The 17,602-nt window shown below is 35.8% G+C and carries 6 protein-coding genes and 1 tRNA gene; 3 read left to right on the forward strand and 4 right to left on the reverse strand.

Translation table 11 applies throughout. From position 1 onward, the window contains the following. Positions 1-5 precede the first annotated feature (5 nt). The 4 genes from AC2A07_RS14590 to AC2A07_RS14605 form a co-directional block, all read right to left on the reverse strand. Positions 6-10,358, reverse strand: a complete 10,353-nt coding sequence (locus AC2A07_RS14590) for an RHS repeat-associated core domain-containing protein (RefSeq protein WP_484051025.1) — start codon at positions 10,356-10,358, stop codon at positions 6-8. 10 nt (positions 10,359-10,368) lie between these two features. After that, positions 10,369-11,751, reverse strand: coding sequence for a T9SS type A sorting domain-containing protein (locus tag AC2A07_RS14595; protein ID WP_484051026.1), 1,383 nt, complete (start codon positions 11,749-11,751; stop codon positions 10,369-10,371). A 791-nt stretch (positions 11,752-12,542) separates the two neighbouring features. Further along, positions 12,543-12,614: transfer RNA gene (locus AC2A07_RS14600), tRNA-Glu, on the reverse strand. Positions 12,615-12,669: 55 nt separating this feature from the next. Next, complete coding sequence (locus tag AC2A07_RS14605; protein ID WP_484051027.1) at positions 12,670-13,959, reverse strand: N-acetylmuramoyl-L-alanine amidase family protein; 1,290 nt, start codon at positions 13,957-13,959, stop codon at positions 12,670-12,672. A 54-nt stretch (positions 13,960-14,013) separates the two neighbouring features. On the opposite strand from AC2A07_RS14605, the gene AC2A07_RS14610 reads away from it, so the two are divergent. The 3 genes from AC2A07_RS14610 to AC2A07_RS14620 all read left to right on the forward strand — a co-directional run bounded on the left by AC2A07_RS14610 (position 14,014) and on the right by AC2A07_RS14620 (position 17,557). After that, positions 14,014-16,602 (forward strand): putative LPS assembly protein LptD, encoded by a 2,589-nt coding sequence (locus tag AC2A07_RS14610; RefSeq protein WP_484051028.1) that lies wholly within the window; start codon positions 14,014-14,016, stop codon positions 16,600-16,602. Between the two features lie 122 nt (positions 16,603-16,724). Next, positions 16,725-17,105 carry a RidA family protein gene (locus AC2A07_RS14615; RefSeq protein WP_047442286.1) on the forward strand — a complete coding sequence of 127 codons (381 nt, stop codon included), beginning with the start codon at positions 16,725-16,727 and terminating at the stop codon, positions 17,103-17,105. Beyond that, a complete protein-coding gene (locus AC2A07_RS14620; RefSeq protein ID WP_314493600.1) occupies positions 17,105-17,557 on the forward strand; it encodes a hypothetical protein in 453 nt (150 codons plus the stop codon). Before AC2A07_RS14615 ends, AC2A07_RS14620 begins: the two co-directional genes overlap by 1 nt. The last annotated feature ends 45 nt before the right edge of the window (positions 17,558-17,602 follow it).

The raw sequence follows: 17,602 nt of genomic DNA on the forward strand, positions 1-17,602 counted from the left end.
TCTACTTATTTTAATAAAAATGGCTGACCAAATATAGGTGTTATTTCATTTGATATGCCTGGTGGTTTTTCGAAAAGTGGTCTTCCGGTTGTCTGTTCAAACACAGTTTTCCCTAAAAAGTAAGCTGCTCCACACATAGGACACCAAAAACTTCCTATTCCAAAAGCAGTGTCCCAAAAAGCTTCTTGCCCCGTAATTTGTCCTGAGCCAAATTGATATCCAGTGAAGCCCACTCCAAAAACGCCTATAGTGTTTCCAAAAATATTTAATCCTCTAGCAGTATTTGATGCAATTCTTGTAGATGTACGGAATGTTCCAAGTGATTTTGGCCCCCACCATAGCTCCTGTCCAATACTACCAGCTCGGGCAACGGATTTTGCTATGCTCCCAGATGCCCTTGCAATAGGAACACTTACTGTAGCCATTCCCGGTGATGTTTTTGGATTATTAACAATGTTATCTAGTTGCTTACTTCTTGGTATGACGGATCTTGAACTATTAGTGCTTACTTCTTGAGCATCTCCAGTTGCAACTACTCCATTATCAATACTAGAATTTTCTGCTGAACTATTCGTTGATTTTGGCACTGAATAATACCCCAGAAATCCATTTGAAATTGTTGGGTCGTCTGCAGAACTTGCGTAATGCTCATAAGCGTTTTGAGAACTGTTCCAACGAAAGATGCCATCACCATCAACATGATAATTAATTCCATCTTTTGGTGGATATACACTCCTTCCGTCTGGATCTATTAAATTGATGGGATTATCTAAGGTATAATTATATGGACTCCAACTCGGATATTTATCTGCAAGAGGATCTACACTATTCCAAATACTCAACCTTGGATTATAGTATCTCGCACCATAGTAATACAGTCCAGTCCCACTATCTAATTCCTTGGCATTAAACTTAAAAGGATTATCATAGACACCTGTCATCTGCTCCGCCATGGTTTCCCCGAATGGTAAATTTAGGAAAAATTGAGTAGTTTCAGCAGCTGAATTTGTTATATAAGTTGAAGAACCAAGCTGATCACCATGATAATAATATACATCAGCTACTGCGGATTGGTTTTTAGCATACTCATTTTCCAGTTTAGAAGAATCAAAGCCTGCTTTTTTCAGATATAAGTAAAAATCAGCTTCTGAATCGACTGAATCAGTAGTCTTTTCCTTACCGGATTGACGATTTTGCTGGATAAACTGATCTGCACCATCAAGAAGACGACTGGCAACTCTTTGAGAACCTGCATAATAATGTTTAGAATACATTGACGCATGGGTTAACACAATATACGGGTTCGGGTAAATCTTATAGTCATTTAATATCATATTACCGTCTATCAAAGCTCCATTCTGATAAAGCTGTGCGCCTGTCTGAAGATCATACTTGATTGTTCTCTCTCCTTTATCATCATAAACATAATACTGGTAAACTCCGGTGTCTGAAGCACTGTACGCTTTTAACCTGTCACTTTCATCCCAGTACATCCTGATTGAGTTATTCGGAGCCTGGTGCTCAATAATATTACCATTAGCGTCATACACGAAACTTTCTGAATTACCGGTCTGAGAATCTTCAATCACTTCTACTTTGTGAGTTCCGCTTGTATAATGATAAATATTCTCATAGCTATTCAATGGATTTATGTTTGAATCCTGAATATGCTGCTGTTGTTTTTTCTGAATGGATCCGGAAGGATGATAAGTTATATCAAGATTAAAGGATGCATTCGACACTGCATAGTTTACCGGTGGACTTGTCAGCACTCCACTTGCTGAAGAAAGTCTGTTCATTTGATCATATTGATAGACATACTGGTAAGCTCCGGCCATATCATTCGGTGATTTTGGTGCTGTATTGTTAACAGATGTAATGTTATCAACATAATCATAGGAATACGAGTTATTGAGCAGCTGATTATTAACATTGTCTTTCAATATATGATTTGCCAGATTTCTACTGGTTGGAAGGTAGTTATAGTCCGATCTTGTATCATTACCATATAAAATTGAAGTTCTCTGATCATAATGGTCATATTCAATATTTTTGACGTACTCGTGATTTTTATTATTGACCATTCTCTTAAGATTTCCTCCTAAGTTATATTCATAGAGTAAGGTTTCGCCATCAGGATATACTATACTTCTCACCCTGTTCCAGCTGTCGTATTCAAATTTAGTCAGGAAAGCCATGGTTGGAATCTGAAAGCCTGTTATCATACGATTCTCACTTAGTACCTCACCCATCATACCGTATTCAAAACGAGCTTCTCCGGAATTATCATTTTTAGTAATAATTCTGCCAGTATTATTACCTGAACCTGCAGCTGCATATTTGTACCTTACATTCGATGGATTAGAACCTGACGGAATATCAGGAAACACAACTCCTGTTAATCTGCTATGATCATATTCATATTTAATTTCTGCTGCATTCGCAGTATTAACCTGTATGAGATTGCTAGCCCTATCATAGATAAATTCTGATACTCCGTGATCAGGATGGTTGACTGATACTCTTCTTCCTGCCAGATCATAATCATAGTAAGTAACTAATCCTTCAGGATCAGTTACGGTTTTTAATTCTCCTATATTATTATATGTAAACATGGTCTGCATAGCAGTGCCTCCGAAGTAAGAACTTGTATTGATTGTTTTTCCCTCTGCATTTTTTATTGATTCCGACTGCAGCTGCGTAGTCGCATTCTGCATCTGAGTTATTGTCGTCTTGTATGTGCTGTTATCAATCAAATAACTCATATTAGTAACATAGCCATCTTCATCTAAAGCCGTTACAGGACGATCATAAACATCATAGGACGTAGAAGTGTAGTAAGAAGCCAGATTAGGATTTATACTGCAGTTTGGACATCCGCTAAAAACTGGCGAGTCCTTATCTTCAACTACAGGATGATACTGTCTGACTGCTCTGCCCAATGGATCATACATCGTCATTCCCGAAACTGAAACTTTTTCCAACCCAGCGATCTCAATATCTTTTTTTACCTGTACCGTACGACCCAAACCGTCTACTATAGAAAAGGTTTCAATAGGATTGGAAGGATTCTGAGGATCAAAATTTTCTGTTCTTGCATAGTATATCATTGGAAAAGTCCAGGTATTATTATCGGATCCCAGAGAATCCCAAAAACCGTATGAATACTTAACTGTATAAGGGCTTACCCCATTTTCATAAGGTGCTAATATTGATGATATCCTACCTTTGGCATCATACGAGTATTCGGTGATATTTCCTCCTGTATCAATTGTTTTTGTAGGCACATCGAATCTAGGATCATATTCTGCAAAAGATTCAATACCGAAGCTGTCACCTACTCTAACCGGATATTTATAAGGAGCCGTATTATAGTCGTAGGTTAAAACATATTGTTGTGAATTTGCGTTAGGAGGATTTGTCACTTGTATAATATTTCCATAACCATCATATTTATAATTTTTTATAGCCGCATCACCACTATTAAGCCATAACGAAACTGACTCAATATCACCTGTATTCTGATTAACCTTACACGCACGCTGTCTCATCAGCGTAGAAGTGGTAGATCCGCTGTAAACTTTTATATCTTTAGGTATATTGAGTATATTATTATTTAAAGTATGATATGTTATTTCCGAATTGTAACTGGATGAAGGACTCACATATTTATAATTCCTTAACTGTTGCCTGGTATTATATGTAAAGTTCACATCAGTATTTACCGAACCGCCATTATCATAATTCCTAGAATTCGTGCGCTGTAAAAGAACTGCTGCCATTTTTCTTCCTTCAGTACCTCCATTATCGTATGTATCTGGTAAAGAGCTCAGATCAATTGCAGTATTGTTATTGACAAATTTATGCAGTGTATACGAATTGATAGTCCTCGACAACATATTAGATCCCGTGCCATTATATACTTCACTTCTTACAACAAGTCCATTTAAGAAATAATTACTGTTATTGTATGTATCCTCATTACGTCTGTATACCGTTGCAGAATTCATTTGCTCAGAGATTACTTTTTCGAAACCAAAATATTCTCTCTCTCTTCTATTGTATCTTGAATTAATATATCTGAACCTGGTCACCATATCTTTTCCGGAAGTAGAAACAAGGTGGGATGATGACATAGCATCAGGATTTAAATAATTTACCTCTTTCATTACCAATCTGGCATTTGGATCTTGATAAGTAGGTTTATTAAACTCGTAGTCAATAACAAAAATATTGGTAGGTCTTATATCGTTAATGATACCCGCATTTCTGATAACCTTTTTTAATTTATTGGTTTTACCAATTTTAGAATAGTTAACAACAAATCCGTCGTTCTGGGAAATCACAAGATCAGCAAAACCATCACCATTCATATCTTTGAATGATTTATCAACTTCTGCAATTGAAAGTCCGACGTTTGCTGTTGCTTCACCTCCAATCTTTAGGTAAATAATCGGAATTGGGAAAAATGGCCACCACACAATCGGTATCGTTTTATAATATCCGCCTCCGATATTAATGCCACCCCTATACGTCTTGGCTTCATTATTATAATCAATCCCTCCGCCAGTTTTTGACAGTACGACTGGAGCCGAAAATTTATTCCCTAAATTATATTTAACGCTGGTTTGATTGGAACCAATAATTAAAATATCTATAAGACCATCTCCGTTAATATCCTCAAAAGTAGATTTTGATGATCCTAATGCATACGAAGCAGATAAGCCAATATTTACTGGAAGGGATGTAAGTCCCGAAAAATCAAAATTAAATCCTAAACCGAAAGATGAGACCGGGCCTGAAGAATAGGTTTCAGCATTATTGAAACTATGGCCTCCATCCAGATTATTCCCTAAGTTAAGATAAAATTTCATTGTCGACGTTCCGCCTCCTGTAACTCTGTCAGGCATTCCATCGCCGTTTATATCAAGCCAGAAGGATTCACCAGAATCATTGGCATCATAATTTGTATTTACACTTACAGAAAAAGATGAATTACTTTCAGTACCGCTCTGCATTGCATCACTTGGAATGTAATCATAAGCTGATGATGAGCTGATGATTTCCCCGTTTTTTAGTGCAGCGGCGGCGGCTGCAATTGTTCCGGTTGAAAATTGTGCTCCGGTTGTATTCATGTAACTGTTGGTATTAGATATATATGCGTTTACCAACGGTCCATGAATAGGACGGTGTCCACCAGTGGCATTTGTTGTCTGCATTGCATCTTTATACACTGCGTCAGGATAACCATCTCCGTTAAGATCCATAAAATCCTGAAGAGTAATATTTCCATCACCCACTAAATTTGAGTTAACATTACTTAGTCCTGCACCGGCAAGACTTCCACTTAAAGTATTAGTTCTGGTTTTGCTGTAATATTTTTTATTGATTCCATACATTTTTGTATCTACGTTTCCCTGAATAACAAAAGTGTCTGGGAGATCGGGGTTAGCAGCCTGAGGATTAAAAAATGTACTGACTGATTCATCATCTCTGAATCCATCAGCCGAAGAATATTGCTCAGGTCCAACTCCAATCCATTTTTCAAAATATCCTATGCCTTGTCCTCCACCAGGAACAGATATTCTTCCACTTATCAGGTAAGGGTCCATCGGTTTAATCGGTTCGGGATTAAAATTGGCAGGATTCTGATAATAACCTGAGTTATTAATCTGCTGTACGATACATTCAGCAGTTTCCTGCTGGGTAGGTAAATTTTCACATGCCGGAAAATTCATAGAAATCGGTGGCTCTACGCCTTTTAAAGATGCCAGATTAATTAATCTCCCATATTCATCAGACGGTGTTGCAGGATTCAATATGAAACCATCAGCATTTGTTGAAGTTATAACATCTGCATACTCATTGTAAAGAAACTGACTCCAATTATGATAGAATTGCCCTACTTTTTCAAGAGCAGAAGAATTTATTGAGGTGTGATTTATGGGACCTAACACGGTATTGGAAGTACCATAAAATAGATTAAAAGGTTTATTCTGATATAAATTACTGTATTCCTTGTAAAACTTATAATCGGATTCAGAAAGGCAATATACCTGCACACTAATTCTCCCATCTCCAGGTGCAGCAGTTGCTGCATCTCCTGTAAAGAAACTGATTGGGCTCAGGCCATTGACTAACTGATTGGAAATTATGTCCAACTCCACACAGGTTGTGGAATTCATAGGGTTAATGATTCTTCGTTTAGCCAAAGTTTGATTCCCTCTTTTTACAATGTAATAAAAAGTTCCTTTTGTTAATCCCGCATTGGAAAAATTACTTTTATTTAATTCAATTTTGTATTCCTGAATTCCAGCAGGAGGTGTTGACTGACTTTCTGCTACACTAATTTGCTTATTTAATTCTGTGATATAAAAAGAGGGGTATTCTGCGACAGGATAAATTAGCTTTTGAGCACTTCCTACAGGAGTGTAACTTACCGAAATCTTATTCCAGTTACTATCTTTAAAAGATGTATGAGAATCTGTTTCTACCACAAATCTAATAACTGAAGGAACATCATTAGCACCAAAATTAAGGTTTGTTACATTTGCAATGTTATTAGCCAATGGTGTGGTAGTAAAAGCAGTATTACTCTGCGGGTATGTCTGGTTATACAATACAGTTTCATTACCAGCCGGATCGGTCTTTATAATTTTAAACTTTATGTCATCTGTGGAAAATGGGAAATTAACGCTTGGTACGCTAATCCGAACATTTCCGGGAGCATCGATTTGCATAGGTTTTGTGTGATTGTTCAGAAAATAATTATCTGAATAATAACCACTGTTCATATCATAACCATCCTGTTGATAAAAAGGCATTTGTGCAGCAGAAATATCTGTATTGACATACCTGATTTTAGGATTGGAAAAAACTTTATGGTTTGTATTATCATTGTAATGCAACCTGATAAAAATTTTCTCTCCTGATTTAACTCTTAGGTAGCTTCCATTATTTATCGCCAAATGATTATTCGGATTTGCTGGACTAAGGGATTGGATTGCTGAGAAATGATCATTATACTTTGAGATCAAAATGTTTTGGGAGCCCATTCCGGCGGTCAGAGTTTTAAGGTAAATCCTGACGTTTTTTGTAGGGTCATCAGGATTTAGCATTTCCACAGAATAGTCAGCTTTTGCACCTGAAGTATTTTGAATATTTACAATATCACTGAACTCAACAAACCCCTCTCGCGGAGCTACCCACACTTTGACTACATCGTTTGACACGACGTCCTGCCATTGACCTTCAAGAGGTGTATTGTGCTGTGTAAGTGCATCTGCAACGATGACCATGTTTTCAGTTGTATCACTGAACTGGGTCATTTCGACATTTCCAGTAGAATGATTTCTTCGGCCAAAGAGTACTTGGCCATCTTTAACCACATCCATGATTCCATCCGAATTGGCGTCCAAAATAAATGACTGAGTGTCACTTTTACTTGTAGACCACATTTGCGAATAGTTAAATCCAAGGCTGAACACACGTATCCCTGCGTCCCATCCAATATTGTTCGTTTTGGTTTTCGTCAGTGAAAAATTACTGTTTAGATTTTCAATATTTCTGTCAGAACCAAACGATATATTTGAGCCACTTAAACTACCCGGACGAAATCGAAGTCCCGTGTTTCGTTTTCTATAAATTAAATCAGGAATACCATCTCCGTCAAAATCCATCAGTTCCTGCGATTTCTTTGCCTCTGCCTCGGAGTGACCGATATTAAAAGATGCCATAATATGACCATAGGTTCTGAAAGGACCGGGAAGCAAAATATCCAATCCTACTCCCGGGACACGACCATGTATCCCCCATTCAAACATATTATTGGCTGCTATTTTTGAAGGTTTTAATCCGCTTGGCAGAAGTGGGAATGCATCGTGACCGCCGCCACCGTCAATATTTATATCAGCCCCGAAATTTGCTCCGCTGTCAGCCAAATCATTATAATACTCAAAACGATGTTGATTTGTAAAATTATCTGCGCTGTCGTATTCGATGATGTCATTCAAGAGAGTCTTGAAGAATTCTCCGGTTGTATACTGTATATTATACCTTCTGATTACTTCATCATCATATTTAATTACAATATTTTCAAGCCTGTAAGGTTCAACAATCTTTCTGCCCAACTTGGCCTGCATCGAAATATCTTGTCTCTGAACAGAAGTTTCTCTTTCAAAATTTACTGAGTAATTTCCATCAGTTCCATCTTTACCAGTATATAGAATTTTTTTAATATGAAAGAAGATCCCGTTATTCAGATTTTCATTATCTCCGGATTGATTCAACAATACAAAATTCTCATACTCGAATTTTATGTTATTCTTGTAGACATCCTCTATTTTTAATACACTCCACTTTATGATATTATCACTTGCATCTTTAATTACAGCTTCATCAACTACACCGCTTTCATCACCACCATAATATGTTTTTGTACCATTCGTAGCTGTTACAATCCACCTGTAAAGCTTCGGATTTGCACCATACCTTTCGATTTTAGTAAAATTGTGATTTTTTCTTAGAAAAAATACTTTTTTATCATTTGCCAGTAATGCACTTCTTTCTTGCTGATTGGTAGTGTATACCGTGCTAGTCTCATTGATGTTGTTATGACGGTGTGGAAGATAATTACCATCGTATACCAGCATTTCTCCATCAATTGAATATAGTTCAGTTTCATAAGTTGGATTAAATTTAGGACTTCCCCAACGCGTATCTATAGAAATTGACGAAATTCCATTTACATCCCAACCTTCGCCAAGCCAGCTGTTACCTGCAGAACTGCTATATCCTATTGAAAGGGAGGGTTGCATTCCTCTTCTGCCGGAAGGAATTACAATTGGATGTGATACGTTGGCATCTCCTTTGTGATTAGCAACAGGGCCTCCGATAGATGAGATTGCTGCTGTAGGATTTCCTGCTTTGAGACCACTGATTCCTGTAGGACTGGCAGCATTTAATTGTGGGGATTCAGGCGCAGAAACAATCCCGTTTATATAATCACCTTCACCATCTCCTTCGAAAGTGACCATCTTAGACTTAACATCCACAATCGTAGATGTTTCAATCTTCCATTGTTTTCTATCATAGTCAAAAGAAAAAACCTTTATATCTTTAGGAGAAGTTAGTCCAAGCCTTTTTTCATCATAAGGAATACTGATTTTTAGTTTTTTGTTAAGACTGCCTCTTCTTAATAACCTGTAACCTGAATTATTTTGGGTAACATTTTTTAGTCCTCCTGATACAGCCGGAAGATCTTTTGCACGTAATTTTAGAATATCCACAGATGCTGATTCAGCAGTTTCTTTATCTGCTTTCAGGTTCATGTCCTCATAATTAACATCAATCTGTAGACCTTGCAAAAGGTCTACAGTTTTATAAGGGTAAACATTACTATTAATTATTTTGAAGGATTTCTTATCGTCCGGTACATTATAATATTTAGTAATATTATCTCTTGTTACTGAAAACTTTCCTGATTTTAATTCTGCATCAGATAATTGAATTAATTTTTCAAATTCACCGGCACTTGAACGGACCATCTTTCCATTAACATAGGCCGTGTCATTATTCAAACCTTTTACATAAAGCATATTTCCTGATAACAATGAAGTGATATCACTGCCTGTATCCATCAAATTTTTGCCTTCAAAAGAAATTTTTAAATTTCGCACCTTATATTTCACACCTGATGCCGGAGATGTAAATAAGATGCTGTTAATACCGTTTTTTAATATGGAAGAGCTTATTTCTTCTCTTTGATGGCTCCATCCGGAAGAAGGAATGATAATTTCGCCACCCATTGACAAATGATGATTTACAGATCTGGAAGCGGAATGGTGATAGGCAAGTCCAAATAATTCGTACTCAAGAAAGATGTGAGAGTTTGCATCTGGAGCATGAGTGATATTTACTGTGAAAAAATTATCTTTTACCCGATCTTCTTCTTCATCTGTTAAAATACCTATTAATCCCTCTCTTTCAAGAGCTGAAAATTTTAGTTTTTCATTAATAACATTTTCTGAAATAATATTATTATTATTATTATTATTATTATTATTATTATTATTGATGTTCATGCTATTAAAATCTGCTTCAACTTTGTCAAAATCTCTAATAACATCAGTTTCAATACCAGTGAAAGAGTTACTGATATCAGCTAGATGCGACAAAAGCGGAAATTCAGATGATAAATGATTGTTTTCTGGCTTTGTTCCATTCCAATTTTTTTTCCATTCTCTGAAACGTTGTCTATCTTCTTTCGTGAAACTTGAGAAAAGAAACATGATAGCAAAAAAGCACACCAGAAGAGCCGACTTCTTTTTAAAAGGAAGTTTTAATGATTTTATTTTCATGATTTGGTTTTTAGTCAACGATTAATTTGAATGTTTTGATTACTTTTCCACTTTGCGTTAAAGTGATCAGATAGGAACTCTGAATGATTAATGAACTGCTGTACGATCTTGAACGGTGATCTATTTTCTCTAATCGAACCAATCTTCCTCCACCATCATAGATAGCTATAGATAAGTTTTCCATTTCAGGGAATTTTACAGTAAAGTTTTGACCTTTCTTAACAGGATTTGGATACAGAACTATCTGACTGAGATCCAATGAAAGAAAATTTTGATCAACTGATGAAGATCCAGAATTTGATTCATTTTCTTTAGTCTCTTCCCTCAGAGGACTTACAGCAAACGTAAAGTATTGGTAAATTTCACTTTCCTCATCCTTGCTAAAATCAACCTTACTGAAATCTACATAATTTTCATTTTCAACACCTTGAAATTTTTTGATCTCCCCTGCTGAATTCTTTAAAAACATCCAGTACACAATAGGTAATGATTCCGGATTGATTGTTTTTTTGTTTATGCGTACTTTATAGTCATTCTTAGGAATTGTAGACCCAAGAAAATTAATTTCCCAGTTTCTTTCAAGAATATTGAAATTTCCGTCAGCCTTTGTACTCATACCTTTGTCATCATCAGACCAGATCACGAAATTATTGTGATCAAAAAGACTTGTGTTTTCAGTGTTAGTTTTCTTAATGTCCGTTTTTCCAATTGTTAAAAACTGATCTTCCACATTGGACGACTGTTTTTGATACAACTCATTTCCATCATCTCTTCCCAAGCCGGTAGGTCTGTGTATGAACTCCTTATGTTTTTCAGGATCCCAAAGCACTTTTGCATCACTACCGTAATACTTTCCTTTCTGCAAAGAAATTCCATACTTGATAGACAGGTAAGAATGAATCTTATTCAGATCCATAGCTTTCGTTTTTCTAGGAATAAAGATCATTTCGTAAAGATTCTGATCTTCAAATCTTATTTTCAAGCTATCGGATTTTCCGTCCGTTCTTTCAGCGTTCCCGGTAAAAGAAAATATACTCGGTCTCTTCTGAATCTTTACGGTCTTTTTAGACTTAGTGATTTCATATTTATCATTACTTAATGATATTTTTTGATCATCATTCTCCCATATCTTCTCATCATCTTTGGAAGTATGAACAAGACTCAAAGTATGGCTCTTGTTTTTACTGTGTTTTATATATTTTTTTAGTAACCTGTCTTTTATTCCATAATGAAAGTTGAGAAGGTTCTCATCTTTGGAATTAGCAATTTCACGAGGAGTTAGAGTAGATTTCTCCCAGATTTGGACATCAGATCCAATCAGTTGAGAATAGGCATTGGCTGAGTATAGAAATACCATGACCATGACCGATTTAAGGTATAGGGATTTTGACATAACAGATCAATTATGTGGAATAAAAATTGGAAAAATAGATTATACAATTTTCAAGATGTAGAAAATTGACAGATGAATTAGATCATTAAGTGAAAAAAGCAATTTGTGTTCTCATATTAGTTTTTAGGTTTTGTTTTTAGTTGGTTTTTCAAAAATAGAAAAAAAAACAATATATCATAATAAAAACTTAAAAAAATATAAAAAACGTTAATATTATTATGTTATCTATTACAAAAATTTATTAAGTTCAAAATATACATTTTTATAGGATGTGATATTTGAAAAAGTATAACCTTCAGTTATAATTATAAATATGAATCTACCGTACTGTCTATCTGAAATGATTGGTTTGTATCATATGTTAGAGTAATTTGTAGATGAAGTTGTCAAATTAATATCTATCTAATTCTAAATTAAAAACAAGTACAGTTATCTTAAGAATATATCTTGGACATGAATCTATAAAGTGATTCATTTGTAACTTTTTTTATAAAATTTTGTTTCTAGGTAGAAGACGAAACTAATTAATGAAGCTTGATGCAACTCAGGGAAGCGGATATGAAAGGAGTTTCGATTTTAAAAAGGATTGCTGAAAAGTTAAGAGAGTTGGTAAAATAGATTTTTTAGGTAATTTACAATATATGCAGAGACCAGTAACGGATTTCTCAGGAAACAAATACCTGTCAAATCTCCTCAAAGAATGTCAAAAGAACTAAAGTGTAGAAACGACAAAAGCCCTATTGATAGGGCTTTTAAAGAGTTTATCGTGAGATTTTGTTATATACATTTTGTAGTCTATAGGAGAATCGAACTCCTGTTGCAAGGATGAAAACCTTGAGTCCTTACCACTAGACGAATAGACCAAATTTTGAGGATGCAAAAATATTAATTAACTTTTACACTTCAAAATTAATTTCTTTATTTGTTGATTTTCTGGATTACCGTATTTTTAACTCCTTTAGATTCAAGTTCTTTCTGGATTTTTACTGCATCTTCAAGAGAAGAAACCTTTCCATAAGTATAATAGAATATTCCACTGTTTTTATCCCTTTGTACATCTTTCAGTGTCTGCAAAATAAACGAATTGGTGCTCAGTTTATCTTTTCCTGTAAATACTTCAATGGTATAATATCCGGTACTAAGTTTCTGGTTAGGCATAAATCCTACTGCATAAGCATTTCTGAAACCTGCATCTTTAGCTGTTTTTATATTGTTGTCTCTAACGGATGCCATGTTTGTAACACTGTAGAAATACTTATAAATTCCATTTTCTTTCAGGGCAAGAATATAATTTAAGCCTTTCAGAGCGGGATCATCCTCATTATATTTCACCGCAGAAGTCATCAATAAGATTCTGAAATCATTTTTTAAAGGAATTTCTTCCTTCTTTTCAGGCTCCTGTTTTTTTGTGATGGCCTGCGCTCCTCCTTTTCTGTCAACAGCCTTTTTATAATCAATAATTGCGTCGTAAATACTTTCTGAAATCTCTTCCTGACCTTTATCTGAAGCTAAATAATGGCTTTCCTCAGGGTGATTGATAAAGCCTGTTTCGATCAATACGGAAGGCATCGCATTCATACGCAGAACGTGGAGGTTTTTCTGCCAGACTCCCCTTGAAGATCTTTTGTCTTTATTCACAAAGTTCGCTTCAACAAGACCTCCGAGCAGTAAGCTTGACTCGAGATATTTACTTTGCTGAAGTTTTAGTGCAATCAGAGACTCGGGAGACCTTGCATCATAGGTTCCAAAGGTCTGTTTATCTTTTTCATCAAGATAGATCACGTCGTTTTCACGTTTTGCCACTTCAAGATTGGTGTCATTCTGATCAGGGCCCTGTACAAATGTTTCTGTTCCATATGCTGTAGGTCTTACTGAAGAATTACAGTGTACTGAGATAAAAAGATCAGCTTTACTTCGGTTAGCGAGGTTAGTTCTGTCAGAAAGTGAGGGGTATTCATCTATTTTACGGGTATAAATTACTTTAAAATCTTTATTTTTTTCAAGCATTCTTCCTATTTTCAGGACGATTGCAAGCGTTATGTCTTTTTCCGCAATTCTTCCGATATCACTGTACGATCTGTTCGCACCATGGTCGCTTCCCCCGTGTCCAGCGTCTAAAACAACAGTGAATTTTTTTTGAGAAAAGAGAAATTGGGTAGAAAGTATAAAGAGAAATGCTAAAATTATTTTAAATTTTCGTGTGTACATCTTACAGTTTTAAAAATTATACTAATTTTGAGCCTAAATTATATAAAAACAAAATTGGACAAAACCGTCTTCAAAAATATATTACAAATTTTAATTATCCTAATTTTTAACAGTTTTTTAGCACAGCAGTCGCCCAAAAAATTGACGGAAACAAAGGTGGTTAATGATACAATCCTCAAAAAGGATACCATTGTTGTAAAGAAAGAAGCCTTAGAGGATATTCTCGAGACCAAGGCAGATGTAGAACGCAGAGACTTTCCTAAGAAGATGATTTATCTGGTCAGAAATGCTCAGGTAAAATATCAGGACATGCAGATTGATGCAGATTATATCTCTATTGATGAACAGAAAAATCAGATCTATGCAAGAGGAAAACAGGATTCTCTGGGTAAGATTGTAGAATTGGTAGCGGTAACGCAGGCCGGTAAAAAATATGAAACTACTGACTTCAGTTATAACACAAAAACGCGTCAGGCAATTGCCTATAATGCGAGGACTGAAGAAAGTGAAGGCGTGATTATTGCTCAGAAGACAAAGAAATATAATGATTCTGTCTATGTCATGCGGCGTGCTGATTTCACGACTGACGATTATTTCATCAAAAAGAAAGATACGGTTCCCGATTATAAATTAAGGGCTTCGCACATAAAAATGGTTAAAGGTAAAACCGGATCATCCCTTATCACAGGTCCCGTACAAATGTATATTGAGGAAGTACCGACCCCTTTGGTAATGCCTTTTGCTATACTGCCTTTTTCACAGAAAAGATCTGCAGGAATTCTGATCCCAAGCTTTGGAGAACGTCAGGATGTGGGATTTTTCTTAAATGGGATAGGATATTACCAGCCTATCGGAGAGCATTTTGACCTTAAAGTTTTAGCTGATATTTATACAAAAGGTAGCTGGAATCTCCGTCCGGAAATGAATTATCTCAAAAAATACAGGTATTCAGGTAGTTTCGCAGCAGATATCGGAACAACTGTCCGCGGAATTAAGGGTTTGGATGACTATAGCAAAACAGGAACTTACAGAATTGCATGGAGACACAGCCAGGATGCCAAAGCAAATCCTTTTCTGACATTTTCCGCATCTGTAGATGTGACCAGTCAGACTTTTTATAATAATACGGTTAACAATAACTATATTATGGATCAAAGTGTTCTGAGAACGCAACAGAATTCTACGCTTACCCTGACCAAAAGATTTTTAAAACTTCCTGCAACCATTACCGGAACAGCTTCTTATTCTCAGAATTTTGCAACGGGATTGGCAGATTTGCGTTTACCACAAATGAATGTAGCCATTAACCAGTTTTATTTATTTGGCTCTAAAACAGGTGTGCGAAGCGGTTTATTAGAAAACCTTACTGTAAACACAGGTTTAAATTTAACTAACTTTGTCAGTACGCAAGAAGGAGAACTCTTTACCAAAGCCATGTGGGATAAATTGCAGACCGGAGTTAAAAACAATATCACTTTAGGAACCAATACCACCATCGCAAAATATTTTACATTTAGTTTAGGTGCTAATATTGACAATGCTTTAACGACCAAGACACTTACAAAATTCTATGACCCAATTCAGAATAAAGTAGTTGATCAGGTGAATAAAAAAATTGCGGCATATTCTACGTTTTCAACAACAGCAAGTATACAGACGCAACTTTATGGGCAGGCGAATTTTAAAAAGGGAGGATCTGTTGAAGCGATCAGGCATATGATGTCGCCGAGTATAGGATTTACCTATTCTCCTGATTTCGGTCAGCCGGGATTTGGCTATTTCAGAAACTATTCTGATGCTAACGGTGCCATCACTCCTTACTCAATTTTTGATAACGGAATCGTTGGAGCGCCCACATCAGGAATGGTAGGAGCATTAGGATTCAATATCTCGAATAATATTGAGATGAAAGTAAAATCTAAAAGTGATTCCACCGGAGTTAAAAAAGTGAAAATATTTGAGTCATTAAATGTAACCGGAAATTATAATTTTGCGGCAAAGACACATCCCTGGTCGATCATTTCCATCAACGGTCAGACTTCTTTGTTTGACAGTAAGCTAAGTGTAAATACAAGTTTGACATTAGATCCTTATAAAACTATTTTTATTCCTGGCGAGGAAATCGGAATCAGGACAGAAGAGTTCGGTGCTTTCAGTGTGCAGGGATTTAACGTTCAGTTGTCTTATCCGTTAAGCAGTGAACTGTTTGGTGAGAAGACAGACTTTGCAAAAAAGTATAAGCAGAGAGGAGAAGTCAGAAATGAAAACTATTATTTTGATGACGATAATTACGCTCATTTTGATCAGGCATGGACACTGAATGTCAATGCTAATTATGCTTATTCAAAAACCACTGCACGTACGCCTACCAGATTAGCTTCCATTGGTCTTGACGGAAGTATAAAATTAACTCCATTCTGGAATATTAATGGGAGTACCCATTACGATATGGTTACAAAACAATTGGCCTATACGAGAATAGGCTTTTCAAGGGATCAGCGAAGTTTTACGATTAATTTTAACTGGGTGCCTTTCGGGCAGTATAAAGTATATGACTTTTTTATCGGAATCAAAGCGAATATCCTAAGCGATGCACTGAAGTATAAAGACAGAAGTTTTACACAGCCTAACCCTCCTTTCTAAGACGTATTTTATTTAATTATAAATTTTATATTTGCATCCGAATTAAATTCTGTTAAAAGCGGCATGATTTTCACTTATAGTGATTATAGTGCGATATACATAATAAAATAATATATCTACTTATGAAAAAAATAATATCTACGGTAAATGCTCCGGCAGCTATCGGGCCTTACTCACAGGCTAATTTGGCAAATGGAGTTTTATACATATCAGGACAGATTCCGGTTGATCCTGCGACTGGTAAATTGGTTGAAGGAATCGAAAAAGAAACCCATCAGGTGATGAAAAATCTTGAAGCTGTTCTTACAGAGGCCGGTATGACTTTTAAAAATGTAGTAAAGGCAAGTATATTCCTTAAAAGCATGGATGACTTTGCAGTGATGAATGATATTTATGCTTCCTACCTTGATGCAGAAAGCTATCCTGCCAGAGAAACAGTACAGGTTTCGTGCCTGCCCAAAAATGTTGATATCGAAATTTCTATGATTGCACATCAGGATTAATGAGCTTTATCAGAAATACATTTGCAGTTTTAGTAGGTCTTGTCATTGCAGGGCTTATTATCACGTTAGGCATAAGAGCTTTCCCTAAATGGGTGACTTTTGAAGCTTTTGCACCTTTCGAACACTGGCAAAGATTTTTGGAAAGCATGAGACATGACGATGCATTCTTCGGTTTTCTTCTTTTTATTTCGGGATTGGGAAGTACGGTAGGAGGGGTTGCTACAGCAATTATTGTTAAATATGCGAAAGTAGCATACGCCATATTAATTGGTTTTATCATGCTTTTTATTGCAATGCTTGATATCATCATTTATCCTTATCACCCAACTTTTTATAAAATATCTATTTTCCTGATCTTTTTCCCGTTTGCATGGATGGGGGGGAAGATTGTAGAAGTTATTTATGAAAGGAAAAAGAAAAAGATGAGAACTGACAAATTAAATAAGCGATAGATCAAAATAAAAAATGCTGCAGTAATCAAACTGCAGCATTTTTTA

The sequence above is a fragment of the Chryseobacterium sp. HNCC26DJ238 genome, assembly GCF_057180465.1.

Bases quoted from the DNA above. Each gene is read 5' to 3' on its own strand.
- AC2A07_RS14605 (WP_484051027.1), bottom strand. From the start codon at position 13,959: ATGTACACACGAAAATTTAAAATAATTTTAGCATTTCTCTTTATACTT.
- AC2A07_RS14590 (WP_484051025.1), bottom strand. From the start codon at position 10,358: ATGAAAATAAAATCATTAAAACTTCCTTTTAAAAAGAAGTCGGCTCTT.
- AC2A07_RS14595 (WP_484051026.1), bottom strand. From the start codon at position 11,751: ATGTCAAAATCCCTATACCTTAAATCGGTCATGGTCATGGTATTTCTA.
- AC2A07_RS14620 (WP_314493600.1), top strand. From the start codon at position 17,105: ATGAGCTTTATCAGAAATACATTTGCAGTTTTAGTAGGTCTTGTCATT.
- AC2A07_RS14615 (WP_047442286.1), top strand. From the start codon at position 16,725: ATGAAAAAAATAATATCTACGGTAAATGCTCCGGCAGCTATCGGGCCT.